General features: G+C 77.7%; 23 protein-coding genes. 10 read left to right on the forward strand and 13 right to left on the reverse strand.

What is annotated here, in order from left to right:
• The first annotated feature begins 232 nt into the window (after positions 1-232).
• Complete coding sequence (locus tag GC089_RS01125) at positions 233-760, forward strand: hypothetical protein (RefSeq protein ID WP_230684975.1); 528 nt, start codon at positions 233-235, stop codon at positions 758-760.
• 156 nt (positions 761-916) lie between these two features.
• On the forward strand, positions 917-1,648 hold the full coding sequence (locus GC089_RS01130) for an HNH endonuclease family protein (RefSeq protein ID WP_155376133.1): 732 nt from the start codon (positions 917-919) through the stop codon (positions 1,646-1,648).
• 27 nt (positions 1,649-1,675) lie between these two features.
• Here the strand turns inward: GC089_RS01130 and GC089_RS01135 are convergent, their stop codons facing one another.
• The 4 genes from GC089_RS01135 to GC089_RS01150 form a co-directional block, all read right to left on the reverse strand.
• Entirely contained in the window at positions 1,676-1,834 is a 159-nt protein-coding gene (locus GC089_RS01135; protein ID WP_155376134.1) for a hypothetical protein, read from the reverse strand.
• Positions 1,792-3,111 (reverse strand): threonine/serine exporter ThrE family protein, encoded by a 1,320-nt coding sequence (locus tag GC089_RS01140; protein ID WP_155376135.1) that lies wholly within the window; start codon positions 3,109-3,111, stop codon positions 1,792-1,794. The genes GC089_RS01135 and GC089_RS01140 overlap by 43 nt, the downstream gene beginning before the upstream one ends.
• Before the next feature lie 379 nt (positions 3,112-3,490).
• Positions 3,491-4,294: a M50 family metallopeptidase gene (locus GC089_RS01145; protein WP_370514044.1), complete on the reverse strand. Its 804-nt coding sequence runs from the start codon at positions 4,292-4,294 to the stop codon at positions 3,491-3,493.
• Entirely contained in the window at positions 4,291-4,983 is a 693-nt protein-coding gene (locus GC089_RS01150) for a DUF2993 domain-containing protein (protein WP_155376136.1), read from the reverse strand. The genes GC089_RS01145 and GC089_RS01150 overlap by 4 nt, the downstream gene beginning before the upstream one ends.
• 175 nt (positions 4,984-5,158) lie before the next feature.
• Between GC089_RS01150 and GC089_RS01155 the strand changes: the two genes are divergently transcribed.
• Positions 5,159-5,575 carry a hypothetical protein gene (locus tag GC089_RS01155; RefSeq protein ID WP_155376137.1) on the forward strand — a complete coding sequence of 139 codons (417 nt, stop codon included), beginning with the start codon at positions 5,159-5,161 and terminating at the stop codon, positions 5,573-5,575.
• A 33-nt stretch (positions 5,576-5,608) separates the two neighbouring features.
• On the opposite strand, the gene GC089_RS01160 is transcribed toward GC089_RS01155, so the two are convergent.
• The 6 genes from GC089_RS01160 to GC089_RS01185 all read right to left on the reverse strand — a co-directional run bounded on the left by GC089_RS01160 (position 5,609) and on the right by GC089_RS01185 (position 13,415).
• Positions 5,609-8,857: an AAA family ATPase gene (locus GC089_RS01160; RefSeq protein WP_155376138.1), complete on the reverse strand. Its 3,249-nt coding sequence runs from the start codon at positions 8,855-8,857 to the stop codon at positions 5,609-5,611.
• Entirely contained in the window at positions 8,857-10,038 is a 1,182-nt protein-coding gene (locus GC089_RS01165) for an exonuclease SbcCD subunit D (RefSeq protein ID WP_155376139.1), read from the reverse strand. Before GC089_RS01165 ends, GC089_RS01160 begins: the two co-directional genes overlap by 1 nt.
• A gap of 84 nt (positions 10,039-10,122) precedes the next feature.
• Entirely contained in the window at positions 10,123-10,476 is a 354-nt protein-coding gene (locus GC089_RS01170; RefSeq protein ID WP_155376140.1) for an STAS domain-containing protein, read from the reverse strand.
• A 198-nt stretch (positions 10,477-10,674) separates the two neighbouring features.
• A complete protein-coding gene (locus GC089_RS01175) occupies positions 10,675-11,181 on the reverse strand; it encodes an aminoacyl-tRNA deacylase (protein WP_230684976.1) in 507 nt (168 codons plus the stop codon).
• A gap of 20 nt (positions 11,182-11,201) precedes the next feature.
• Positions 11,202-11,654, reverse strand: coding sequence for a hypothetical protein (locus GC089_RS01180; RefSeq protein ID WP_155376141.1), 453 nt, complete (start codon positions 11,652-11,654; stop codon positions 11,202-11,204).
• 99 nt (positions 11,655-11,753) lie between these two features.
• On the reverse strand, positions 11,754-13,415 hold the full coding sequence (locus GC089_RS01185; RefSeq protein ID WP_155376142.1) for an ABC-F family ATP-binding cassette domain-containing protein: 1,662 nt from the start codon (positions 13,413-13,415) through the stop codon (positions 11,754-11,756).
• A gap of 190 nt (positions 13,416-13,605) precedes the next feature.
• On the opposite strand from GC089_RS01185, the gene GC089_RS01190 reads away from it, so the two are divergent.
• Positions 13,606-14,844: a serine hydrolase gene (locus tag GC089_RS01190; RefSeq protein WP_230684977.1), complete on the forward strand. Its 1,239-nt coding sequence runs from the start codon at positions 13,606-13,608 to the stop codon at positions 14,842-14,844.
• A gap of 11 nt (positions 14,845-14,855) precedes the next feature.
• Here the strand turns inward: GC089_RS01190 and GC089_RS01195 are convergent, their stop codons facing one another.
• Complete coding sequence (locus GC089_RS01195) at positions 14,856-15,047, reverse strand: hypothetical protein (protein WP_155376144.1); 192 nt, start codon at positions 15,045-15,047, stop codon at positions 14,856-14,858.
• A 152-nt stretch (positions 15,048-15,199) separates the two neighbouring features.
• Between GC089_RS01195 and GC089_RS01200 the strand changes: the two genes are divergently transcribed.
• On the forward strand, positions 15,200-15,919 hold the full coding sequence (locus GC089_RS01200) for a DUF1361 domain-containing protein (protein WP_155376145.1): 720 nt from the start codon (positions 15,200-15,202) through the stop codon (positions 15,917-15,919).
• A 4-nt stretch (positions 15,920-15,923) separates the two neighbouring features.
• Here GC089_RS01200 and GC089_RS01205 read toward each other — a convergent pair whose 3' ends face one another.
• Complete coding sequence (locus tag GC089_RS01205) at positions 15,924-16,133, reverse strand: hypothetical protein (RefSeq protein WP_155376146.1); 210 nt, start codon at positions 16,131-16,133, stop codon at positions 15,924-15,926.
• Between the two features lie 154 nt (positions 16,134-16,287).
• Positions 16,288-16,659: a MerR family transcriptional regulator gene (locus tag GC089_RS01210; RefSeq protein WP_155376147.1), complete on the reverse strand. Its 372-nt coding sequence runs from the start codon at positions 16,657-16,659 to the stop codon at positions 16,288-16,290.
• Positions 16,660-16,770: 111 nt separating this feature from the next.
• On the opposite strand from GC089_RS01210, the gene GC089_RS01215 reads away from it, so the two are divergent.
• From GC089_RS01215 to GC089_RS01235, 5 genes are all read left to right on the forward strand, one after another.
• Complete coding sequence (locus GC089_RS01215) at positions 16,771-17,178, forward strand: RidA family protein (RefSeq protein ID WP_155376148.1); 408 nt, start codon at positions 16,771-16,773, stop codon at positions 17,176-17,178.
• A gap of 90 nt (positions 17,179-17,268) precedes the next feature.
• Positions 17,269-21,717 carry an ATP-dependent RNA helicase HrpA gene (gene hrpA, locus GC089_RS01220; RefSeq protein WP_155376149.1) on the forward strand — a complete coding sequence of 1,483 codons (4,449 nt, stop codon included), beginning with the start codon at positions 17,269-17,271 and terminating at the stop codon, positions 21,715-21,717.
• Positions 21,718-22,035: 318 nt separating this feature from the next.
• Positions 22,036-22,437, forward strand: a complete 402-nt coding sequence (locus GC089_RS01225; RefSeq protein WP_155376150.1) for a type II toxin-antitoxin system VapC family toxin — start codon at positions 22,036-22,038, stop codon at positions 22,435-22,437.
• Positions 22,438-22,490: 53 nt separating this feature from the next.
• A complete protein-coding gene (locus GC089_RS01230) occupies positions 22,491-23,717 on the forward strand; it encodes a trans-acting enoyl reductase family protein (RefSeq protein ID WP_155376151.1) in 1,227 nt (408 codons plus the stop codon).
• Positions 23,718-23,766: 49 nt separating this feature from the next.
• Positions 23,767-24,414 carry a maleylpyruvate isomerase family mycothiol-dependent enzyme gene (locus tag GC089_RS01235; protein ID WP_155376152.1) on the forward strand — a complete coding sequence of 216 codons (648 nt, stop codon included), beginning with the start codon at positions 23,767-23,769 and terminating at the stop codon, positions 24,412-24,414.
• Positions 24,415-24,434 lie beyond the last annotated feature (20 nt).

Consider the following 24,434-nt stretch of genomic DNA (forward strand, 5'->3'; position numbering starts at 1 on the left):
GGTGGTGTTCCCCTCCGTCGTGCCGTGCCGACGGCGTGCGGGACCGCGGACCTGCGGCCCGTCGTCGGCACCTGCGGACGAGCATGTCGGACCGCGGGACGTCCGGCCAACCGACGTCGCTCCCCGGCCCCGGCGGTCCGACGGCGTCCACGTGCCGGACGTCCGCGACGACGGCGGGCGGCGTGCCCGGGTCCGGCGGGCGGGGGCCCGCGGGCGCGGGCAGCATGGCGGCATGACGCAGCAGGACGGGTCCGTCGGGCCCCTCGACGAGGACGACGTGGCGGGCCGCCCCGCCGGCAGCCCCCGCTCGGCGGGCGACGGTCCCGACGACGCGCACCGCGCGCCCGACGGCGTGGACGACGCGACCGTCGAGGCCGTCGGCGGCGTGACGGCCGCCCTCGAGGTCATCGAGCACGCTCGCGGCGTCCTCTACGAGTTCCACCGCCTCATCGGCCAGGGCGACATCGAGCTGGGCCGGGCGCTCGACAAGCTCGAGGCCGCCGGGCACGCCGAGCTCGCCGAACGCGTCCGCGCCGACGTCCTGGGTGCGAACGTGCTGGCCGGACGCTGGACGTTCCAGGTCGTCGAGGACTTCGACGCCGGCTACCACGCGCGGTTCCGCGAGGCCGAGCAGCGCCTGCGGGACGAGCTCATGGCGGGGCGCCGGCACGTGTACGAGGCGCAGCTGAAGGAGCGGAACCGCACGCACGGGCGCGCCGGGCACGAGGCGCTGCCGGAGGACGTGGGCACGGGGGAGTAGGACCGGGCGTCGGCGTCCACCGCGCTCGGCCGGCACGCGCGGGGTGTTCCCGAGCACGGCGACCCGCGGCCAGCCGGGACGCCGGAGCGACCGTCGTCCCCAGCCGCGGCGGGTCGTCGCGCACGTTGTCGGACCCGTCCGGCATGCTCACCGCCCGTGACCCCCCTGCTCGACGTGCTGCCCGACCGTCCGCGCCGCCGGCGGCGCAGCCGCGCGCCCTGGGTGGTCGTGCTGGTGCTCGCCGTCGCGGCGGGGCTCGGCGGGCCGGTGTGGCTCGATGCGCGGGCGGCCGCCCGGTTCCCGGTGACGGCGGCGGACGTCGCGACGGGGCGCGCCCAGCTCGCGGAGCTTCCCGTGAAGGGGCGCGCGCCGAGGACCGGGTACGAGCGGGAGGAGTTCGGGCAGGCGTGGGCGGACACGGACCGCAACGGCTGCGACACCCGCAACGACGTGCTCGCGCGCGACCTCGTCGACATCACCACGAAGCCCGGTACGCGGGACTGCGTCGTGCTGACGGGCACGCTGCACGACGTCTACACCGGCACGACGATCGACTTCGAGCGGGGCGAGCGGTCGTCCGAGGTGCAGGTCGACCACGTCGTCGCGCTCGCGGACGCGTGGCAGAAGGGCGCGCAGGCCTGGACGCCGGAGCAGCGCGAGCGGTTCGCGAACGACCCGGCCAACCTGCAGGCGGTCCAGGGGCGTGCCAACCAGCAGAAGGGTGCCGGGGACGCCGCGACGTGGCTGCCGCCCGAGAAGGGGTACCGCTGCGTGTACGCGCTGCGCCAGGTCGCCGTGAAGCACGGGTACGGCCTGTGGGTCACCCGTGCGGAGAAGGACGCGCTCGCACGCGAGATCGACCGCTGCGCGGTGGTCCCGGAGGGCTGACGGGCCGTCGCCCGCCCCGCGTGCGCGTCACCACGACGGGCCCCCGCTCCCGGTGCGGCGCGCCACCGCCGAGCCGACGGCGATCCCCGTGAGCACACCGAGCGAGATCGTCACCATCGTGGCGCCCGCCGTGACGACCGTGCTCAGCGCGAGCGAGTCCGCCGCGAGCGCCGACGTGACGCCCACGAGCGACAGCGCCCGGGCACGAGCAGCCAGAACCCCGGCAGGAAGCCGACGAGCGTCGGCGGGCCGGTCGGCCGCGTCGCGGCGTACATCGCGACGACCGTCATGGCGAACGCCCCGACGAACGCCGACGGCACCCCGCCGAGCAGCAGCCCGCCCACGAGCTGACCCGCGTAGGCCACGACCAGCACGAGCAGGATCCACGGCAGCGCGTCGCGCGGGGCGCAGTTGTGCAGGACGACCCCGCAGCCGTACACGAGCACGCCGACCCACGGGCCCACCCACCCGAGCGGCTGCGCGGCCGCCGCGCCGACCGTGGTCGCGGGCACACCGACGAGCGCCCCCGCCGCCGTGATCCCCAGCGCCAGCAGGACCAGCTGCATCGCCCCGGCGGCGAGCCGTGCGGAGCCGGCGATCATCTGGCGGGTCGCGAGGTCGATCGCCGCGGTGGTGAGCAGCGCGCCCGGCAGGAACGTCACGAGCGGCGCCGCGAGCGGGGCGAGCGGGGACAGGTCGAGGCCGGTCCGCGAGAGCGCGAACACGGCGGTGGACACCAGGAACGCGCTGAGCAGCACGAGCAGCGCCTGGTAGGCCGCCGGCAGCCGTGCCGCCGCGACCTGCAGGCCCGCGACGCCGGCACCGAGCACGGCCGCCACGAGGACGTCGACGACCCCGCCGCCCAGGATCAGCGCGAGTCCCGCCGACGACGCGACGTAGCCGAGCACGCGGCTCGCGGCGCCGTAGAGCGGTGCCGCCTCGAGGGCCTGCCGGATGCGGGCGGTCCCCTCGGCCGGGCCGACGCGACCGACCTCGGCGGCGTCGGCGACGCGGAGCACGTCCGCCACCTGGTGCAGCCGCAGGGGCCGGCTGCCGGCGCTCGACGCGACCGTCTGGGCCGTGCTGCCGCCGGGTGCGGAGACGACGAGCGCCGTGGGCAGCGCGACGACCGCGACGCCGGGCACGCCGTTGACCGCCGCGATGCGCTCGAGCGTCCGCTCGACCTGCACGACCGGCGCGCTCGCGTCGGTCAGGGCCTCGCCGATCGTGAGCAGGAAGTCCATCGTCGCCGCGGGGTCCGCCGTCGGTGCGGGCGGGGAGGGCGGGAGCACCGGCGGCAGGACCTGGGTCACGGCGGTGTCCGGGCCCGCGGCCCCGCCGGTGCCGACGGCGCCCGGTCCCGCGGCCGCGAGGGACCCGCCCGCCGCGCGCCGTGTCCGGCGGTGCAGGAGCACGAGCGCGGCGGCCGTCGCCAGCAGCACGAGCACGGCCGCCAGGACCACCCGCCCGGCAGGCTCGACGTCGTCACCGCCGGCTCCCGCGACCAGGGCACGACCGTCGCCGGCTCGGAGGGGGACGGGGCCGGTCCGAGCGTGGGGACGGGCGTCGGCGTGGGCGTCGCCGGCGCGGTGGTCGTCGTCGGCGCGGTCGACGGTCCGGGGCTCGTGGTGGGCGCGTCGGTCGCCGCCGGCGTCGTGGACGTGGGCGTGGGCGAGGCGGTCGGGACCGGGGTCGGCGTCGCCGTCGGGGTCGCGGTCGGGCTCGCGTCGGTGGGCGTGGGCGTCGCGTCCGGTGCGGGCGCGTCCGTCGCCTGCCCCCCGGGTGCGCTCATGGGCCGATCCTCCCGCAGACGACCGCGTCGGGCGCCCGGAGGTCAGGGCGTCAGGCCGGCCAGGCCGCCAGCAGCCACGCTCCGCCCACCGCGAGCAGCGCGCCGCACACGAGCAGCAGCACGCCCACCCACACCAGCGCGGGCAGCCGGGTGAGGCCCGCGAGCAGCCCGGCGTCGGACTGGTCGCGCGCGCCCCGCCCGCGCAGCCGCCGGCGCTGGGCCTGCATCTCCAGCACCGCGCGCGGTGCGCCGAGCAGGAAGAACCACGTGAGCGCGGCGGCCACGACGGTCTGCACGGCGGCCGGCGCCCACCCCGTCACCCCGACGAGCACGGCCGCGCTCACGAGCACCGCCCACAGCCCGTACCAGTTGCGGATCTGCAGCAGCACGAGCACGACGACGAGCAGCAGCAGCCAGAGCACGCCCACCGCGTACCCCCGGGAGAGCAGCCACGCGGCGGCCACGCCGAGCACCGCGGGCGCCGGGTAGCCGGCCGCGACCGTCGCCACCATGCCGGGACCGCGCGGCCTCCCGCGCGAGACGGTGAGGCCGGAGGTGTCGGAGTGCACGCGGATGCCGCTGAGCCGGCGTCCCACGAGCACCGCCACGGCGGCGTGCCCCGCCTCGTGCACGATCGTCAGCCCGTGCCGCAGCAGGTGCCACACGCCCGGCACGGTGAGCGCGACGAGGACGACCGCGCCCACGACGAGCACGGTCGTGCGCGCGGGCGCGGGCTGCGGGGTCGTGACCTGGGTCCACCAGTCCGCGAGCCGGGCGGGCGCGTCGGGGGCGGCGGCGGCGAGCACCGGCAGGGCGTCCACGAGGGACGCGCCGGCGGCGTGCGCGGCGCTCACGGCGCCTCGGGCAGGACGACGTCGGTGCCGCGGGCGCTCACGCGCACGCCGTCGGGGACCACGGCGGCCGACGTCAGCACGACGCCGTCCGGCAGGCCCTCGACCGGCACGGGGACGTCGCTGACGGCCCTGCCGAGCCCGCCGGGCAGGTCGGCCACGTCGAGCCTGCGCTCGCCGAGGGCGACGTCGGCGAGGTCGACGAGCAGGGTGCCGTCCTCGACGCGGGGCACGAGCGCCGCGGACAGGTCGAGGCCGAGCACCTCGCCGGACGCGCGCAGGGCGTCGCCGTCCACGGTGAGCGTGACGTCGAGGCCGGTGCGGTCCGCGAGGACGCGCTCGAGCGACGCGGGCGGCAGCGTCGCCTCGACGCGCGCGTCGCCGACCGTGTACGGCGCGACCAGGCCGACGTCGCGCGCGTGCACCCGCACGTCGGTCGCGTCGACGCCCTCGAGCGTGATGCCGTCGGCCGCGGCGTCGACGTCGTCGAGCGAGCGCCCGAGCAGCTGCGTGAGGAACGGGAACCCGTGGATGGTCACCTCGGGCCTTCCGCTGACGTCGAGCTGCTCGGTGACGACGTCGGCGGCGCGGTCCTCGGCGACGCCCACGGCGACGCGGTCCGCGACCACGGCGGCACCGGCGACGACGACGAGCGTGACGACCGTGCCGGTCAGCGCTCTCCTGGCTCCCATGACCCTCCTGTCCGCTGTGCGCGCGCTCACGGTACGGGGTACGCCCGCCGGGCGCCGGTCGGCCGCCGGCGGCCGGGCCCGCCGGACGGGACCCGCGCTCGGGGACGAGACCACCGCTGGTGTGGTCCAGGTCACAACCGGGGCCTACCCTGGAGGGGACCACGAGGGACGCGCGATGACCTGGGCACTCCTCCTGCTGTGCGCCGCCGCACCGACGGTGCTGCTGTGGGCCGTCTGGTCGCTGATCCCCTCGGCCGAGGAGCCGCCGCGGTGGCGGACGGCCCTCGCCGGGCGGCTCGAGCGGCTGGCGGCGCGGCTGCGGCGCGAGCGTCGCGTGCCCGAGGACCCGTTCAGCACGCTGCGGGTGCAGGAGCGGCTGGGCGTCGTCGCGAACCACGTGCGCCGCCTCGAGGAGGACCAGCGGACGTTCGCGCGCGCCGAGCGGATCATCGCCTCGCAGCTCGCGTACGACCAGCTGCTCGCGGAGGCGTGCCGGATGGCGGGCGTCGAGGTGCGCCCGGCGGCCACGGGCGACCCGGCGGAGCGGTTCCGGGAGGAGGTGGAGCTCGCCTCCCGCGGCTGGACGTGGTGACGCGGACGGGAGTGCGCCCCGCGGGGCGTCCCCTCAGCCCGCGAGCACCGTGAGGGTGCTCGGGCCCGAGGGGGTCGGCCGCACCTCGATCCGGTCCGCGACCGACTGCTTGAGGGCCTCGACGTGCGACACCACGCCGACCACCCGCCCCCCGGCGCGCAGCCGGCCGAGCTCGGCGAGGACCTGGTCCAGGACGTGCGGGTCGAGCGTGCCGAAGCCCTCGTCCACGAACAGCGTGCCGAGCTCGACGCCGCCCGCCTCCGCGGTGACGACGTCCGCCATGCCGAGCGCGAGGCACAGCGACACGTAGAACGTCTCGCCGCCGGACAGGGTGCGCGGGTCGCGCGCCTGCTCGGTGCGGTGGTCGACCACGCGCATGGACAGCCCCGTCGTGCGCGTGCGCACGTCCTCCTTGGTGTCGCTGCGGGCGAGCTCGTAGCGGCCGTCCGACATGACGCGCAGCCGGTCGTTGGCCGCGTCGACCACGTCCTCGAAGCGGCGGGCCAGGACGTAGGTGGCGAGGGAGAGCGCGTGCGCGTTGTCCCCGCCCGTGCCGGCCGCCAGGCCCGCCATGCGCGCCACCGGCACCGCCTCGGCCGCCCGCTCCTCGAGCACCCGGGCCGCGGTCCGCACCGTGTCGCCCGCGCCCCGGGCGGCGTCCGCGCGCGCGCCCGCGACCCGCGCACGGCCGGCGAGGTCGTCGGCCGCGGCACGTGCGGCACGCTCGGCGGCACGCGCGCCCTCCACGTCCGCCGTCGCGTCCTCCGCCAGCTCCTGCAGGGCGGGGTCCGCGAGACCGTCGGCCACGCGCGCCGACTCCTGCTCCCAGCGGCGCACGTCCCGCTCGAGAGCGGCGAGCGCGCCGGGCGCGAGCCACGCCTCCCGTGCCGTCCGGGCGTCGGGCACGCCGTGCTCGGCCAGCGCGGCCTCCAGCTCCGCGTACCGCCGCTCGGCGTCCTGCGCCGCGGCGCGCTCGGCCGTGAGCGCGTCCAGCAGGTCCTGCGCGACGTCCGCGCGGGCGGCCAGGGCGGTGTGCCGTGCCGCGACCGTCGGGTGCGTGCCGCGGCCCTCGACCACCTCGACCTCGGCGCGGTCCAGCGCGTCGCGCTGCGCGTCGAGCGCCGCCTCCGCCGCGGCGACCTGGCGTGCCTGCTCCTCGCGCCGCTCGCGACGGGCCTGCGTCGCGGCGTCGAACCGGTCGAGCTCCGCGTCCAGGCGGTCCGCCTCCGCGGCGGCGGCCCGCGCCGCGGCGGCCGCCGCGCGGGCGGCCGCGAGCGCCTCGCGCACCGTGCCCTCGTCGACGTCGCCCACGCGCTCGCGCAGGGACGCCGCGCGCGCCGCCGCGGCCGCCTCGGCCGCGCTCGCGGCCGCGAGCCGCTGCTCGGCGGCGACCCGGGCCTCCTCGGCGGCGGCGACCCGCTCGGCCGTGACGTGGTCCGCGTCGAGGGGCGCCTTGCTCGGGTGCTCGACCGCACCGCACACCGGGCAGGCGTCGCCCTCGCCGAGCCCGGCGGCCAGCTCACCGGCGAGACCGGCGACCCGTGCCGTGCGCAGCGCCGCCTCCGTGCTCACCGCGGCGTGCGCGTGCCGCGCGGCCTCGGCCCGCACCGCCTGCGTGCGCGCGTGCTCCCGCTCGGCCTCGTGCAGGGCGGTGACGTCGCGCAGGGTCTGGTCGGCCGCCGCGACCTGCGCGTCGCACGTCGCGCAGGTCCCGCCGTGCTCGCGGGCGGCGTCGCGCCGCGCGACGAGGTCCGCGCGGGCGTCCGGCCTCGCGGCGACCCAGGCGTCGTGCGTGGCGACCTCGGTGCGCAGGTCGTCGACGGCCGCGGCGGCCCCGCGCACGGCCCGGCGCAGCCCGTCCAGCTGCTCCTCGAGCGTCACGAGCCGGCGCAGCGCCGCCGCCTCGTCCGCCGCCGCGGCACGCGCGTCCGCCACGTGCGCGCGCCAGCCACCCGTCGCGGCCTCGGTGCCGCCGTCGGCCGGGTCCCCGGCCTGCGGCACGACGAGGTCCTCGCCGAACAGTGCGTCGCGCGCCCCGCCCTCGTCGCGGGACCCGTCGTCCCCCGTGGGGGCCCGACCGGCCACCAGCGCGCCCGGCGTGGGGACCGGCGCGCGGAGCGCGTCCTGCACCGCCGGCACGGGACGCAGGTCGTCCGGTGCCGCGTCGACGACCGCGACGAGCGCCTTGCGCGCGCCGGCCCACGTCGTGGCCGCGTCCTCGGCGCCGAGCAGCAGCGGCCGGACGGCGGCCGCCGCGCGGGCGGCGGCGAGCCGCAGCACGTCGGAATCGTGGTCGGTGCGCCCGGCCTCGAGCCGGTCCCGGTCGGCCCGCAGGGCAGCGCGACGCGTCAGCAGGGCGGCGGTCGCGACGGCGTCGTCGTGCGCGCGGCGCGCCGCGTCGCAGGCCTCCGCGGCGGCCGACGCCTCCGCGGCGAGCGCGGACGCCGTGGCGGTCAGGCGCGCGACCACGTCGTCGACGACCGCCCCGACCCGCGCCGCGGGCCCCTGCGCACCGGTGCCCGCGGCACCGGCCGCCTCGGCCAGCGCGACGCCCAGCTCCTGCGCCGCCGTCGCGTCGAGCCCGCACGCCCCGACGAGCTGGGCCGACGCCGCCTGCAGCGCGCCGCGCGCCGACTCCACGCCCCGCTCCGCCTCACGTCGCAGGTGCACCAGACGCTGCTGCACCTGCTCGTACACCGCCGTGCCGAAGATCCTCTGCAGCAGGCCGCGACGGTCCTCCGGGTTGGCGCGCAGGAACCGCGCGAACTCGCCCTGCGGCAGCACGATCGTCTGCACGAACTGGGTGCGGTCGAGCCCGACCACCCGCTGCAGCTCGTGCCCCACCTCGTCGAGGCGCGCGCTGACCAGCTCGCCGACCGCGTCGAGCGCGTCCGGCCCGCCCGTGCAGTCGACGTCCGCCGGCAGCCGCCACAGCCTCGCGCTCGCCTGGGCGGTCGTCGTGCCGGACCCCCGCCGCTTCGCCCGCTGGTACGCCGGCGTGCGCCGCACGCGGTAGACGCCCGACGGCACCTCGAACACGAGGTCGACGACCGACTCGACGTCCGGCGCGGCGTACGCCGAGCGCAGCCGCTCGTCGCTCGCGTCGGCGCTGGCGACCTTGCCGTAGAGCGCGAACACCACGGCGTCGATGAGGGTCGACTTGCCCGCGCCCGTGGGCCCCTCGAGCAGGAACAGCCCGGCGGCGCCGAGCGCGGCGAAGTCGACGGTGTGCCGTGCGGCGAACGGCCCGACGGCCTGCACCGTGAGGGAGCGCAGGTGCATCAGGCGCTCCGCTCGCCGGCGAGGACCTGCTCGTACGCGCGCCGCAGCACGTGCACCTCCGCCTCGCTGGGCGGGGCGCCGGTCACGTGCGTCACGAAGTCCGCCGCCACGTCGACCGGGTCGGCCGCCGACGTCACCAGCGCCGCGCGCGCGGTCGGCCGGCCGGTGCTCTCGGGCCGGTGGTGCACGACGAGCGCGTGCGGGAACCGCTCGCGCACCCGCCGGAACAGCTCGGGCGGCCGGGCGGCGTCCGTGACCGTCACCCGCACCCACGCGTCCGTGTGCGGCTCGCCCGCGGCGCCCAGCAGCTCCTCGAGCGTCCCCGTGACCTCGGCGAGGCGCCGCGGCACGGGTGCCGGCACGAGCTCGGTGACGGGGGCGTCCCCGCCCAGGTCCACGAGGACGGAGGACTTGCGGTGGCGCAGCTCGGAGAACGAGTACGCGAGCGGCGAGCCCGAGTACCGCAGCACGGTCCCGTCCGGCCCGGGCACGGCCTGCGGCCCGTGCAGGTGCCCCAGCGCCACGTAGTCGGCGCCCGCGAAGACGTCGGCCGTCACGTGGTCCACGCCGCCCACCCGGATGTCCCGCTCGGACTCGCTCGCCTCGCCGCCCACGACGAACGCGTGCGCCGCCACCACGGTCCGGGGCCGCGCGCCCCCGCTCCGGGTCGCCGCGTCCGCCCGCACCCGTGCCATGGCGGCCGCCGTCACCGCCTGGTGGGAGCGTGCGAGCGGCACCCGCGCGCCGTCCGGACCGTCCTCGCCGAGCGCGACCCGCGCGGCGTCCGGGTCGAGGTAGGGCAGCCCGTACACGAGCACGTCGCCGCCGTCGGCCGGCAGCACGACCGGCTCCGCGAGCCGCGCGACGTGCGTGCGCAGCCGTACGCGCTCGCGCATGAGCGCGGCGCCGAACCCCAGCCGGGTGGCGGAGTCGTGGTTGCCCGAGGTGACCACGACCGTCGCGTGCTCGGCGAGCCGCGCGAGCGCGTCCGACAGCAGGGTCACGGCCTCGACCGGCGGGATGGCCCGGTCGTACACGTCGCCGGCCACGACGACGGCGTCGACCGCCTCGGTGCGCACGACCTCCACCAGGTGGTCCAGGTACGCCGCCTGGTGGTCCAGCAGGTCCACCCCGTGCAGGGTGCGGCCCAGGTGCCAGTCGGAGGTGTGCAGCAGCCGCATGCGGGCAACGTAACGGCGGCCACCGACACACCCGCGCCCGCCGCGCCCGGGGCCGCCGCCCCGGGCCTGTGACGTGGGCCCTCGTCAGCCCTCGTCGTCCGGGATGACGACCGACAGCCCGACCATGTCGAGCACCTCGCGCAGCACGCGGTGCGGGTCGCGCAGCGTCACCGGGATGCCGGCCTCGGACGCGGCCAGGTGCAGCTGCAGCACGAAGGCGACGCCGGACGAGTCCACGAAGGTCGCCTGCGTGGCGTCCACGACGACCGGGAGGCCGCTCATGAGCGCCATCCCCATCGAGGCGCTCGCCTCGGCCCGCAGCGCGGCGTCGATCTCGCCGACCAGGCGCACGACGGCCCGGCCGTCCTCCGCCTCGACGCGGATCGCGTGGACGGGTGCGACGTCGCCCACCTCGGGCGCGTCCCTCAGCTCCGTCATGGGCGTGCGTTCTCCTGTTCGGTGCGTCGTGGCGGCGCGTCGCTGGACCGCTCGACGGCGGCGCAACGCTACCTCTCGCCCCCTCGGTCGTCTCGTCGAACGCCGGGGACCGCCCAGACGTTCCCCGCACGGGCGACGGACCTGGCGGCCACGGCCGTGCCGGCACCGGCCCCCGCGGCGTCGTCCCCGGTCAGCGCCTCATCCCTCGGGGTCGGTCACGTCCGCGACCGTCGCCCCCAGGACGCGCACGAGGTCGTCGCCGTCGAGCGTGAACCCCACCCCGTGCCCGCCGCCGCCGACGGACACGCGGTGCCCCCGGACGCGCTCGTCCGCGACGACCGGCCACGGCCGGGTCGTGCCGAACGGCGTGATGGTGCCGCGCTCGTACCCCGTCGCCGCGAGCGCCGCGGCCGCGTCGGGCATGGACACGCGGTTCACGCCGAGCAGCGCGCGCAGCCGCGGCCACGCGATGGTCCGCCCGCCCGGCACCAGGACGAGCACGTGGTCGTCCTCGCCGCGGCGCACGACGAGCGTCTTCAGCAGGTCCTGCGGCGCGATCCCGCGGGCGGCGGCCGCCTCGGCGAGCGACGAGACCCGCCCGTGCCGGGTGCGCTCGTAGGGGATGCCCGCCGCGGCCACGGCCTGCGCCGCACGGCGCTCGCCCTCGGTGCGCAGCTCCTGGTCCGGTACGGCCTGCTCGCTCACGCGTCCACGGTAACCGCGGGTCAGGACCCGAGGACGAGCGCGAGGGCCGCGAGCGGGACGACGACGACGGCGACGGCGCCCGCGACGAGCCAGCGCGCGAGACGACGCGCGGGCGGTGCGGCGTCGACGGCGGGGTCGCGCCGGGCGAACGTCGCGACCCAGTCGTGCTCGGGCGTCCAGCGCTGCTCGGGTGCGGGCGACGGCTGCGGGATCCAGGCCGGCTCGGGCAGCCACGTCGCCTCGGGCAGCCCGCCCCGGTGGGTCGAGGCGGGACGGGGGCCGGGCCCGGGGCGCCCGCCGTCCTCACCGGCGTGGCGTCGCGCCGCGCCGCGCGGGGCGTCGGCGGGCCACCACGCCGCGGCGGCCGGGGGCGGGGGCGAGGGGCGCAGGACGTCGTCGGACCAGGCGGGCCCGTGCGCGTCCCGCGGCTGGTGGGGGCCGTCGTGCGGCGGGGGCCAGGGTGCGTCGAGCACGTGCCCTCCCGTCGTCGGCGTCGGCGATCCGGACGAATCGCCCAGGCCCCCAGCATGCCCTGCCGGGCCCGCCGCCGCGCACCCGTCCACCCGATCGAGTCACCCGGGCACGAGCACGCCGTCGCGCACCTCCAGGCGCGACCCGTGCCACGTGCGGCGCAGCCAGCGGTCGTGCGTCGCGACGACCACGGCGCCGGGCGCCGTGCGCAGGGCGTCGGCGAGCTCGTCGGCCAGGGCGACCGACACGTGGTTCGTCGGCTCGTCGAGCAGCAGCACGTGCGGCGTCCGGGCGACGAGCAGCGCGAGCACGACCCGCCGGCGCTGGCCGACGGACAGCTCCCGCAGCGGGCGGTCCACGTCCCGCGGTGCGACGAGGCCGAGCTCGACGAGCGGCGGCGCGTCCGGCCGGTCGGCGGTGACCGCGGCGTACAGGGCCCGCGGGGTCCGCGCGTCGTCCGTGAGGCCGACGTCCTGCTCCAGCAGCGCGACCTCCACCCCGTCCGCGCGCCGCACGCTCCCGCCGGCCGGGACCAGGTCGCCCGCGAGCAGGTGCAGCAGCGTCGACTTGCCGGCGCCGTTCGGGCCCGTGACGAGCAGCGACGTGCCCGCGCCCACGTCGAGCGCGGGCACGTGCACCCGTCCGGGCACGCGGGCGTCGCGCACCTGCAGCACGACCGGCGTGCGGGCCGGGCGCGGGGCGGGCATCGCGAACCGCAGCGGGGCCGGCGGGCGCCGGACCTGCTCGGCCTCCAGCGTCTCCAGCCGGCGGCGCGCGTCGCGCACGCGGCGGGACACCTGCTGCTCGACGCGCTGCCCCTTCGCGTCGAACGGCAGCTTCGCCTCGTTGCCCATGGGCCGGTCGTGGCCCACGCGCCGGGCCGTGGTGCGCACCGCGACCCGCAGCGCCCGCAGCTCGTCCTGCTCCTCGCGGTACCGCTGCTCCCACCGCTCGCGGGCGACGCGCCGGGCCCGCAGGTAGTCGGTGAACGTCCCGCCGTGCAGGACCGGCCCGGTGAGCCCGGGGTCGAGGTCGAGCACGCCGGTGCAGACCTCGTCGAGGAAGACCCGGTCGTGGCTCGTGAGCACCACGGCACCGGGCAGCCGGCGCAGCGCGTCGGCCAGGTACTCCGCCGCGTCGTCGTCGAGGTGGTTCGTCGGCTCGTCCAGCAGGACGGCGGCGGGCTGCCGGACCAGCAGCGCGGCCAGCGCGAGCCGGGACCGCTGCCCGCCGGACAGCGTGCCCACCGGGCGCCCGCGGTCCACGCCGCCGAGGCCGAGGCCCGCCAGCGCGAGGTCGGCGCGCCGGTCCGCGTCCCACACCCCCGCGAGCTCGGCACGGGTGAGCGCGGCGGCGTAGGCCTCGGCGCGGTCGTGGGCGCGGTCCTGGGCACGGTCCTGGGCACGGTCGTCGGCGCGGCCGTCCTGCGGCCCGTCGGCGGCGAGGTCCGCCGCGGCCCGCTCGAGCGCGTCGGCGACGGCCCGCACCCCGGCGAGCGCGGCGGCGACGACGTCGTCGACGGTCGCGGTGAGGTCGAGCAGCGGCTCCTGGCCGAGGAAGCCGAGGTCGGGCGGCCGGACGACGCCGCCCGAGTCGGGGTCCTCGAGGCCGGCGAGCAGGCGCAGCAGGGTCGACTTGCCGACGCCGTTCTCGCCGACGACGCCGAGCCGGTGCCCGGGGTCGACGTCGAGGCCGACGCCGTCGAGCACGGTGCGGCCGTCGTAGGAGCGGACGAGGGAGCGTGCGCGCAGCACGGGGGTCATGCGATCACCACCTGCGGGCGCCCGGAGCGGTCGCTCGACGGGCGCGGGAGTCGGGTCGGGACTCGGGGCAGGCGTCAGATCAGCACGCGACGACGGTAGGCGCGCCCGCTGTGAGCGGCACACCTTTTTCCGCCTCCGACGGCGGTGGCGGACCGTGGCACGCTGTCGGACGTCCGTGGAGGAGGTCCCCGTGCTGGTCGGCGTGCTCGTCGGTGTCGGCGCCCTGGTCGTCGCCGTGCTCGGCGTCGTCCTGGTGCGCCGGCTGCTGCGCGGACGTGTGCTGCGCGTGCTCGCGTCCGTGCTCGTCGTCGTCGCGGTGGCGCTCGTCGGCACCCGGGCCTGGGCCCAGGTGATGCTCGACGACGCGGCGGCGGCGCGGGCGATCGCGTGGCGGGAGGCGGACACGGGCGACGTGCACCGGTTCGCGTCCCACCCCGTCGCCGCGGGGGACGACCGCCTCGTCCTGCGGGACGCGCCCCTGCCGCCCGGCGCGCTGGACGGCGTGCGCGCCCGGGACGGCCGCACGCTGGACGCCCTGCTCGCGGACACCGGGACCGCGGCCTTCGTCGTGCTGCGCGGCTCGGACGTCCTGGTCGAGGAGTACGGCCCGGGGTCGGCCGCCACCACCCTGCAGACGTCGTTCTCCGTCGCCAAGTCGGTGCTCGCGACGGTGCTCGGCATCGCGGTCGACCGCGGCGACGTCGGGAGCCTCGACGACCCGGTGACCGCGTACGTGCCGGAGCTCGCCGACCGCGACCCGCGGTTCGCGGACGTGACCCTGCGCCACCTCGTGACCATGTCCTCCGGCCTGGCGTACGAGGAGCAGGGGCTGCCGTGGAGCGACGACAGCGTCACGTACTACTCCCCGGACCTGCGGGCGACCGCGCTGTCCGCCCGCGTCGCGCAGGAGCCGGGGCGGACGTTCCTCTACAACAACTACAACCCGCTGCTGGTCGGCCTGGTGCTCGAGCGCGCGACGGGCCGTCCGCTCGCGGAGTACACCTCCGAGGTCCTGTGGCAGCCGCTCGGTGCGGGCGCCGACGCCTCCTGGAGCGTCGACAGCGTGCGCCACGGCTTCGCCAAGATGGAGAGCGGGTTCAACGCGACCGCGCTCGACTACGCCCGGCTGGGGTACCTGATGGCGCACGAGGGCGCGGTGGACGGGCGGCAGGTCGTGTCCTCCACGTGGGTCGCGCAGGCGACGGCCGCGGACACGACCACCGACCCGGCCGCCCGCTACCAGTACTTCTGGTGGGTCGACACCGAGCGCGACGGCCGGTTCTACGGGCACGGCAACCACGGGCAGTTCGTGTACGTGGACCCCGTGACGGACGTGGTGGTGGTGCGCCTCGGGGCGCGGTACGGCGTCGAGCCCGACGCGTGGGTGGGGGTGCTGCGGGAGGTGGCGGACGCGGTCGCGGCGTCCTGACGCGCCCGCCGTCAGTCGTCGCGGCCCGCCGAGACCAGGCCGAGCAGCCCGACCACGACCGCCGCGCCCCCGCCCAGCACGGCCGCGACGAGCACGACGAGGAGCGCGCCGGACGCGCCCTGCGCCAGCCGCTGGCCCGCGAGGCCGAGGGTCAGCACGCCGGCGCCGAGGAGGGCGAGGTGCAGCCGGTGCCGGTCGTCCACGCGTCCCCCTCGCTCGCCGGCGCAGGTGCGCCCGCCCGCGACGCTAGGGCATCGGGCCGGCCGCGGCCGCGTCCGACGCGCGCCCGCTCGCGGGACGGCCACCCGCACCGCGAGGATGGCCGGGACCCGACCTCCGGCGGAGGGACGCGCACGTGCTCACGAGCCTGATCCTCGGTGTCCTGCTCATGAACGTGCTCGCCGTGGGGCTCGTGCTCGGGCGCGCACCGCTGTTCGGGACCCGGCTGTACCGGCCGATGCTGCTCAACCTCGTGCTGGCCGTCGCCCCGCTCGTCGTCCTGGTGCTGGCGGCCCTGCTGGTGCTGCCGATGCTCGCGCTCGGCGTCCCGCGGTGGATCCCGGTCGTGCTCACGGTCGTGCTCGCCCTCGTGTGGCTGCTGCTCCTGCCCAACGCGGGCTACCTCGTGACCGAGCTCAACCTCAACCACCGCCGGCCGGGGGAGCGCGTCCCCGAGTGGTACGACGTGCTGCTGGTCCTCACCCTCGCCATGGCGGGCGTGCTCACCACCGTGCTCAACGTGCTGTCGATCGAGCTGATCTACACGCTCCTGCGGTTCGGCGACCGCGCGGCGCCCCTGGCCGGCGCCGAGGCGCGGACGCTGGTCGTCGTGCTCATGCTGCTCGTCGCGCTCGGCATCTGGCTCGGGCGGTCCGTGCGGCTGAACAGCTGGGACGTCCTGCACCCGGGGTCGCTCGTGCACAAGGTGACCGGCGCGCTGCGGGCACCGGGCGGGGCGCGCGACGCCGTCGGGTTCACGCTGGTCGGCGGCGCGTTCTTCGTGGTCATGTACGTCACCGTCGCCGGGCCGGTGGTACAGGCGCTCGTCGAGCTGGAGCGACTGCGGGGGCGGTGACGGGTCAGCGGCGGGACCTGCCGCGCACACCCTGACGGAGGCCGAGGAGGCCGCCGGTCGTCGCCGACACACCTGCGACGACCGTCGCGACGACGAAGACGACGGTCGCGCCCGACACCCCGTCGGCCAGTCGCTGCGCGGCGACGGCGAGCGCCAGCATGCCGAGGCCGACGAGTGCCAGGCCGGTCCGCCGGGCGTCGCGAGCGTCCTTCACGGGTCCCCCCACGTGTCCGTCGGCCACCTGTCCGGCAGCCGTCCCGAGGGACGCTAGGGGGCCCGTCGGGAGGGGGCAAGACGCTGGGGGCGACGGGCACGCTCGGGCGCCCGCCGTGCGGGAACCGCGCACCGGTGCAGCGCTGCCTGGTGCCTCAGCGCGGCCCGCGCACCACCGAGACCCGCGCGATGTAGTCGCTCAGCGCGTCGCGGCTGCGCGTGAGCGTCGCGATGCGCGCGTCGAGCGACGCGCGCTCGTGCTCGAGGCCGGCGAGCAGCTCGGGGGTCGCCTCGTCCGGGTGGATGTCCGGCCCGCCGTCGAGGCACGGGAGCATGCGCTCGATGACGCGTGTCGGGATGCCGCTGTCGAGCAGGCCCCGGATCTGCCGCACGCGCACGACGGTGTCCTCGTCGTAGTCGCGGTACCCGTTCGGCTCGCGCCGGGACGCGATGAGCCCGAGCCGCTCGTAGTGCCGCAGCGACCGCGCCGACACCCCCGTCGCCGCGGCGACCTCCCCGATCCGCACCCGACCCTCCCGTTCGCCGCCTTGACGTTGACACCAGTGTCAACCCTGCACGGTGGTGGTCCGGCCCGCGGACCCCCCGCGACGCCGTCACGACGCACCGAGGAGGCGCACGTGCCCGTGTCCCTGCTGAACCCCGACGCTCTCGTCACCGTCGACCTGTACCGCCAGGTGTCCGTCGCCACCGGCGCGCGCACCGTCTCCGTCGCCGGCCAGCTCGCCTGGGACGCCGACGGGCGGATCGTCGGCGAGGGCGACCTCGCGGCCCAGGTCGAGCAGTGCTACCTCAACGTCGCCGCCGCGCTCGCGTCGGTCGGTGCGACCTTCGCCGACGTCGCACGCCTGCGCGTCTACGCCGTCGACCTGACGCCGGAGGTGATGCCGCTCTTCGCCGAGGGGGTCGCGCGGGCGTCGGCCCGGCTCGGCCAGCCGGTCCTCGCGCCGCTGACCGGGATCGGTGTGGCCGCGCTCGCGGAGCCGGTGGCGCTCGTCGAGGTGGAGGCGACCGCGGTGCTCGACTGAGCCGGGGCGGCACCGCGCGGGCGCCCGCCGACGGCCGGCGGCGGCAATGACCGCGCGGTGCACGCGCCGCGCCTGGGAGGATGGGACGTCGTGAGCACGACGGACCCCACCCCCGCCACGGACGAGCGCGCCCCGCGCCGGCCGCGGGGCCGTCGCGGCCGCGGTCGGGGCGAGGGCGGGCGGCCGGACGGCGAGCGCCGCGAGGAGCGCCGGGCGCGCGACGAGCAGCGGCTCGCGCAGGCCGCCGAGCGGCGTGCCGCGGTGCAGGTGCCGGCCGTCGTCTACCCCGAGCAGCTGCCGGTCTCGGCGCGCCGGGACGAGATCGCCGCCGCGATCCGCGACCACCAGGTCGTCGTCGTCGCGGGCGAGACGGGCTCGGGCAAGACGACGCAGCTGCCGAAGATCATGCTCGAGCTGGGCCGGGGCCGGGCCGGGCAGATCGGCCACACGCAGCCGCGCCGGATCGCGGCGCGCTCGGTCGCGGACCGCATCGCCGACGAGCTCGGCGTGCCCCTCGGCGGCGTCGTCGGGTACCAGGTGCGGTTCACCGACGAGTCGTCCGACGAGACGCTCGTCAAGGTGATGACGGACGGCATCCTGCTCGCGCAGATCCAGCGCGACCCGATGCTGCGCCGCTACGACACGCTCATCATCGACGAGGCGCACGAGCGCAGCCTCAACATCGACTTCATCCTCGGGTACCTCACGCGGCTGCTGCCGCAGCGGCCCGACCTCAAGGTGGTCATCACCTCCGCGACGATCGACAGCGCGCGGTTCGCGCGGCACTTCGCGGGCCCGCCCACCGACGAGCACCCCGACGGCGTGCCGGCCCCCGTGGTGGAGGTCAGCGGGCGCACGTACCCCGTCGAGATCCGGTACCGGCCCCTGACGGGCGAGGGCACCGAGGACCGCGACATGGTCACGGGCATCGTCGACGCCGTCGACGAGCTCATGGCCGAGGGCCCGGGCGACGTGCTGGTGTTCCTGTCCGGCGAGCGGGAGATCCGCGACGCCGAGGACGCGCTGCGCGGCGCGCTCGGCAACCGCGTGACCGACCCGCGGCACCCGCAGGCCGTCGAGCTGCTGCCGCTGTACGCGCGCCTGTCCGCGGCCGAGCAGCGCCGCGTGTTCGAGCGGCACGACACCCGGCGCGTCGTGCTCGCGACGAACGTCGCGGAGACGTCGCTGACCGTCCCCGGCATCACCTACGTCGTCGACCCCGGCACCGCGCGCATCTCGCGGTACTCGAAGGCGACGAAGGTCCAGCGGCTGCCGATCGAGCCGATCTCGCAGGCGTCGGCCAACCAGCGCTCCGGGCGCTCGGGACGCCTCTCGCCGGGCATCGCCATCCGCCTGTACTCGGAGGAGGACTTCGCGTCCCGGCCGGAGTACACCGAGCCGGAGATCCTGCGCACGTCGCTGGCGTCCGTGATCCTGCAGATGATCTCGGTCGGGGTCGTGAGCAGCCCCGACGAGGTCGTCGACTTCCCGTTCGTCGACCCGCCGGACGTGCGGGCCGTGCGCGACGGCGTCGCGCTGCTGACCGAGCTGCACGCGCTCGACGTCCGCGAGGGACGCACCCGCCTGACCGAGACCGGGCGCGCGCTCGCCCAGATCCCCGTGGACCCGCGCCTCGCGCGGATGGTCGTCGAGGCCGGGCGGCGCGGGGTCGCGCGCGAGGTCGTCGTCATCGCCGCCGCGCTGTCCATCCAGGACCCGCGCGAGCGTCCCGCGGAGCAGCGCGAGACGGCCGACCAGCTGCACCGCCGGTTCGCCGACCCGAACAGCGACCTGCTCAGCTACCTGAACCTGTGGACGTACCTGCGCGAGCAGCAGCGGGTCCTCTCGGGGTCGGCGTTCCGCCGCATGTGCAAGGCCGAGCACCTGCACTACCTGCGGGTGCGCGAGTGGCAGGACGTCGTCACCCAGCTGCGCGACCTCACCAAGCCGCTCGGCATCGAGGCGAAGGGCGCGCCGACGCCGGTGTCGGACGAGGTCGTCGCCGCGCGCGCGGCGGCGGAGACGGCCGGACGGGACGGCGGGCGGGGGCGGCGCGGCCCCGCCGGTGCGCCGGTGCAGGACGTCACGCCGCCGTCGGACGAGCCGGCGACGCCCGGCGGCACCGCCGACGAGACGCGGACGCGCTGGGCGTGGGACGGCGACGCGATCCACCAGGCCGTGCTGTCGGGGCTGCTCTCGCAGGTCGGCATGCAGCTCGTCACCGAGGTGCAGGCGACCGGCAAGGACGCGAAGGGCAAGGGCCGGGCCGCGTCGGACCGCCGCGCCCGCAACGAGTACCTGGGTGCCCGCGGCGCCCGGTTCGCGATCTTCCCCGGCTCCGCCCTCGCGAGGCGGCCGCCGTCGTGGGTGATGGCCGCCGAGCTCGTCGAGACCTCACGCCTGTGGGCGCGCGACGCGGCGCGCATCAAGCCCGAGTGGGCGGAGGAGCTCGGCGCGCACCTGGTGAAGCGCACGTACTCCGACCCCGCGTGGTCGACCCGCCAGGGCGCGGCGATGGTCAACGAGAAGGTGCTGCTCTACGGCGTGCCGATCGTGTCCCAGCGGCGCGTCCTGCTCGGCACGGTCGACCCGGCGGGGGCGCGCGAGCTGTTCCTGCGGCACGCGCTCGTGCAGGGGGAGTGGACGACGCACCACGCGTTCTTCCACGAGAACCGGCGCCTGCTCGCCGAGGTCGGCGACCTCGAGGCGCGCACGCGCAGCCGCCTCGTCGTCGACGACGACGTGCTGTTCGACTTCTACGACGAGCGCGTCCCCGACGACGTCGTCTCCGCCCGGCACTTCGACCGGTGGTGGAAGGACGCGCGCCGCCGCGACCCCGACCTGCTGACGTTCACGCGCGAGCTGCTCGTCGGGTCCGACACGGCCGTCGACGAGTCGCAGTTCCCGTCCCGCTGGCCGCAGGGCGAGCTGTCGTTCCCGCTGACGTACCAGTTCCAGCCGGGCACCGAGGCCGACGGCGTGACCGTGCACATCCCGCTGCCGCAGCTGCCGCGCGTGCGTCCCGAGGGCTTCGACTGGATGGTGCCGGGGCTGCGCGCCGAGCTGCTGACCGCGACGATCCGCGCGCTGCCCAAGGCCGTGCGCGTGCAGCTGGTCCCCGCGCCGGACGTGGCGCGTGCCGTCGACGCGTGGATGAGCGAGCACGTCGCGTCCTGGGAGGACACCGTGCGCGCCGCCGACGCGGCACCGTCGTTCCGCGAGATGTTCGCCCGGGCCGTGCGGGCGCTGCGCGACGTCGACGTGCCGCCGGACGCCGTCGAGGAGGACCGTCTGCCCGCCCACCTGCGGATGACGTTCCGCGTCGTGGGGGAGCGCGGCGGGGTCGTCGACGAGGGCAAGGACCTGGTGCTGCTGCAGCGGCGCAACGCCGGCCGCGCGCAGGACGCGGTGTCGTCGGCCGTGCGCAGCGCGGTGCGCGCGGCCATGGAGGAGGCGATGGCCGCCGCGGGCGGCGGTGCCGGTGCGTCCGCGTCGGGGGCAGGGCCGACCGCCGACGGCGACGCCTCCGCCTCGGGGGCGCGCGGACGGGACGGGCGCGGTCCGGACGCGCGCCGGGGTGCCGGTCCGCGTCCCGGTGACCGGCGCGGCGCGCCCACGGCACCGGACATCGAGCGCACGGGCCTGACGACCTGGCCGGACCTGCCGGGTCCGCTGCCGGAGGTCGTCGAGGCGCCGTCCGCCGCCGGCGGGGTCGTGCGCGCGTACCCGACGCTCGTCGAGGAGACCGCCGGCGGTCGGGCGTCCGTGGCGCTGCGCGTCCTCGCGGACGCGACGGCGGCCGAGGCCGCGGCGGGGCGCGGCCTGCGCCGGCTGCTCGTCCTCGACGTCGGCCTGGCGCCGGCGCGCGTGACGAGCCGGTGGACGGGCACGCAGGCGCTCGCGCTCGCGGCGTCGCCGTACCCCTCGACGGACGCGCTGGTCACCGACGTGCAGCTCGCGTCGGTGGACCGGCTCATGGCGCGCCACCTCGGTGGCCGGTCGCCGCGCGAGGTCCGGGACGCCGACGCGTACGCGGCGCTGCAGGCGGCCGTGCGCGCGGGTCTCGAGGACGACGTGCACCGGGTGGTCGGGGACCTCGTCACCGTGCTCGGTGCGTGGCGCGAGCTCGACGGCGACGTGCGGGGCGTCAGCAGCCTCGCGCTGCTGTCGACCGCGCAGGACGTGCGCGAGCAGTCCGCCGCGCTCGTGCACGACGGGTTCGTGTCCGAGGTCGGCGCCGACCGCCTGCCGCAGCTCGTGCGCTACCTGCGCGCGGCCCGGCACCGGCTGGCGAAGGCCGCGGAGAACCCGCAGCGCGACGCCGACCTCGCGTGGCAGGTGCACGACGTGCTGGAGCAGTACCGGGCGGCACGCACCCGGCTCGCTGCCGGTGCGCCCGACCCGGGGCGGGCGCGGGCGCTGGACGACGTGCGCTGGCTGGTCGAGGAGCTGCGGGTGAGCCTGTTCGCCCAGCAGCTCGGCACGCCGGTCCCGGTCTCGCCGACGCGCATCCGCAAGGCCCTCGCGGCGCTGGGCTGACCTCCGTGGCGCCCGCCGCTGCCGGCGGGGCGGCTGCGGCGGCGTGCGCCGGTGCGCTCCCGCACGAGAGCCGGTGCCGTCCGGATGTCGGGATCCGTCGTCGTCGACCCCGTGATCTGACGCCCGGTCCGGGCGGGAACGCGCGCGATCACGGGGTCGACCGCACCGGTGCCCGGCATGTGGCACCACGCGAGCAGCAGCGGGGGCGTCGCCGCGGGCGCCCGTGCGGGTGAGTCGCGAGTCGTCCCCGCACGTACGGGGACGGCCTCCCGGGCCGCGCCTGACGTCGGGCGCCGCCGGCCGGGGCACGATGGCCGCATGACCCGTTACGCGATCGACCACCTCGTCGCCGTCGAGCTCGCCCGGGACGGGGTGGTCGTCCCGGCGGAGCACCAGCTCGTCGGGCCGACGCTGCTGCGCTCGCACGTGCTCGGGTACCTGTACCGCGCGGTGCGCTCCGGCGTGCTCGACGAGGCCGAGGGCCGGCGGCTGCTCGACGGCGTGACGACGACGAGGATGCGGCTGCTCGGCGACCGGGTCTCGCGCGCCACCGCCTGGCGGATCGCCGCCGAGCTCGGCTGGTCCGACACCTCCGACGCCGAGTACCTCGCCGTCGCCCAGCTCCAGGCCGACGCGTTCGTCACCCTCGACCCGGTGCTGCGCGCCGGCGCCGAGGGCCGCGTCCCGCTCGCCGAGGTCGAGGACCTGTACCCCTCCTGACGCGGGGCCGCCGGCCGGTTGCGGCCGTCCGTCCACCGGGTGAGCATCGCCGGATGACGGACGCGCGCGAGCACGACCTGGTCCTCTTCGGCGTCACCGGGTTCGTCGGGCGGCTCCTCGCGGCGTACGTCGCCGAGCACGCGCCGCCGGGGCTGCGGGTCGCGCTCGCGGGCCGCAGCCGCGCGAAGGTCGAGGACGTCCGGGCCGGTCTGCCCGCCGCCGCGCACGACTGGCCGGTCGTCGTCGCCGACACCCAGGACCCGGAGCGGCTCGCCGCGATGGCGCGCTCGACGCGCGTCGTCGTCAGCACGGTCGGCCCCTACCTGCGGCACGGGCTGCCCGTCGTCGGCGCGTGCGCGCGCAACGGCACCCACTACGCCGACCTGACGGGCGAGACGCCGTTCGTGCGCCGCGCCGTCGACCGGTACGACCACGTCGCACGGGCGGCCGGCGCGCGGCTCGTGCACGCCTGCGGGTACGACGCCGTGCCGTCCGACCTCGCGGTGCTCACGCTGCACCGGCGCGTCACCGCGGACGGCGCCGGCTGCCTGCAGGACGTGCGGCTCGTCGCGACCGCCCGCGGCGGGGTCAGCGGCGGCACGATCGCGTCGGTCCGCGGCATCGCGGAGCAGGCGGCGCGCGACGCCCGCGTGCGCCGGCTGCTGGCCGACCCGTTCGCGCTCAGCCCGGACCGCGACGCCGAGCCGGACGTCCCGCAGCCGCCCGACGTGCCCGCACCGGGCCGCACGGTCGACGGCGGCTGGGTGGCGGCGTCGCCGATGGCGTCCTTCAACACCCGGGTCGTGCGGCGCAGCAACGCGCTGACCGGCTGGTCGTACGGGCGGTCGATGCGGTACGGCGAGGTCGCCGGCACGGGCCGGGGCGCGCGCGGTGCCGCCGCGGCGTACGCGCTGACCGCCGCGCTGCCCGCGTTCGCGGGTGCCGTGGCGTTCCCGCCGACGCGCGCCCTGCTCGACCGCGTCCTGCCGGCACCGGGCGAGGGCCCCGACGAGGAGACCCGCCGCACGGGCCGGTTCCGCATGGACGTGCACGCCGTCACGACGACCGGCCGGCACTACCGGGCGGTCGCGGCCGGTGAGGGCGACCCCGGGTACGCGGCGACGGCCGTCATGCTCGGCGAGTCGGCCCTCGCGCTCGCGCTCGACGGGGACCGCCTGCCCGACGCGGCCGGCTCCCTCACCCCCGCGACGGGGCTCGGCGACGTGCTCGTCGAGCGTCTGCGCGCGGCGGGGCACACGTACGAGGCGTCACCCCGCTGAGGGCGTCCGGCCCCGACGAGTTCCCCCGCCCCCGCCGGTCGGTAGCACCATGACGCCCCCCGCCCTGACCGAGCAGGACGTGCGCGCCGCCGTGCGCGACGCCCGCCTGCGCCTGGCCGACACCCTCGCCGCCCTGCCCCGGGAGGCGTGGGCCACGCCCTCGCTCGCGGCCGGGTGGACCGTGCGGGACGTCGCCGCGCACCTGACGACGACCACGCGCGAGACGTGGGCGGACGTGCTGCGCGAGGCGGTGCGCGCCCGGTTCTCCTTCGACCGCATGACGCACGACGTGGCGGTCCGCCGGGCGCGCGCCTTCACGCCCGGGCAGCTCGTCGCCCAGCTGCGCGAGAGCGCCGCCTCGGACCGGCGGATGCCGATGTCCGGGCCGCTGGACCCGCTCATGGACCTCGTCGTGCACGCGCTCGACGTCGGCCGGCCGCTGGGCCTGCCCGACGCGACCCCGCCCGACGTGGCCGTCGCGGTCGCGTCCTACCTGGCGGGGAACCGGCTCATGGGCGGCCCGCGCCGTCGCGCCGGGCTGCGCCTGGAGGCGACGGACGTCGACTGGTCGGTCGGCGCCGGGCCCCTCGTCCGCGGCCCGGTGCACGACCTGCTGCTCGTCCTGACCGGCCGGCCCGCCGGGCTCGCGGCGCTGACCGGCGACGGCGTCGCGGCGCTGCGCGACCGCGTGCGCTGAGGCGCCCGTCGACCGTCCGC

Origin of the sequence: Cellulomonas sp. JZ18 (genome assembly GCF_009720485.1) — a bacterium.
Classification (GTDB): domain Bacteria; phylum Actinomycetota; class Actinomycetes; order Actinomycetales; family Cellulomonadaceae; genus Cellulomonas.

What these genes read in the sequence shown, in the direction of transcription:
- GC089_RS01125 (WP_230684975.1), top strand. Translation starts at nt 233, where the DNA reads ATGACGCAGCAGGACGGGTCCGTCGGGCCCCTCGACGAGGACGACGTG.
- GC089_RS01150 (WP_155376136.1), bottom strand. Translation starts at nt 4,983, where the DNA reads ATGGGAGCCAGGAGAGCGCTGACCGGCACGGTCGTCACGCTCGTCGTC.
- GC089_RS01155 (WP_155376137.1), top strand. Translation starts at nt 5,159, where the DNA reads ATGACCTGGGCACTCCTCCTGCTGTGCGCCGCCGCACCGACGGTGCTG.
- GC089_RS01160 (WP_155376138.1), bottom strand. Translation starts at nt 8,857, where the DNA reads ATGCACCTGCGCTCCCTCACGGTGCAGGCCGTCGGGCCGTTCGCCGCA.
- GC089_RS01165 (WP_155376139.1), bottom strand. Translation starts at nt 10,038, where the DNA reads ATGCGGCTGCTGCACACCTCCGACTGGCACCTGGGCCGCACCCTGCAC.
- GC089_RS01170 (WP_155376140.1), bottom strand. Translation starts at nt 10,476, where the DNA reads ATGACGGAGCTGAGGGACGCGCCCGAGGTGGGCGACGTCGCACCCGTC.
- GC089_RS01185 (WP_155376142.1), bottom strand. Translation starts at nt 13,415, where the DNA reads ATGACCCCCGTGCTGCGCGCACGCTCCCTCGTCCGCTCCTACGACGGC.
- GC089_RS01225 (WP_155376150.1), top strand. Translation starts at nt 22,036, where the DNA reads ATGACCCGTTACGCGATCGACCACCTCGTCGCCGTCGAGCTCGCCCGG.
- GC089_RS01230 (WP_155376151.1), top strand. Translation starts at nt 22,491, where the DNA reads ATGACGGACGCGCGCGAGCACGACCTGGTCCTCTTCGGCGTCACCGGG.
- GC089_RS01235 (WP_155376152.1), top strand. Translation starts at nt 23,767, where the DNA reads ATGACGCCCCCCGCCCTGACCGAGCAGGACGTGCGCGCCGCCGTGCGC.